This is a genomic window from Mammaliicoccus stepanovicii (assembly GCF_002902525.1).
Lineage (GTDB): Bacteria > Bacillota > Bacilli > Staphylococcales > Staphylococcaceae > Mammaliicoccus > Mammaliicoccus stepanovicii.
This window is the reverse complement of record NZ_PPQZ01000140.1, coordinates 2,520-2,766: the sequence shown is the minus strand read 5'-3', so window position 1 is coordinate 2,766 and position 247 is coordinate 2,520. Positions and strand designations below refer to the sequence as shown.

At 21.9% G+C, this 247-nt stretch carries 1 protein-coding gene; it reads right to left on the bottom strand.

Annotation, left to right across the window (positions count from 1 at the left end; translation table 11 throughout):
* A partial coding sequence (locus CD111_RS12720) for a hypothetical protein (protein ID WP_206124268.1) occupies window positions 1–247 on the bottom strand: 247 nt, incomplete at both ends.

Here is a 247-nt window from a genome sequence, read left to right as displayed (position 1 = left end):
ATTATAAATCAATTCTTTAATTTTGTTATTTGAACTCTTGTTATATAAATACTCAAATTGAGAACCAATAAAGTATTCATTAGTTAAAAAATCTGTCTTCATATATTCAGTACAACTTAAATTTAGTAAATGATCAACAACTTGCTTAACAGTTGTAATTGCTATCATATAGGATTCTAAGATAGTTCCACTATTTTCTACAATAACTCCTTTTAATGATTTATAATTTTCATGATCATTTTTTAAT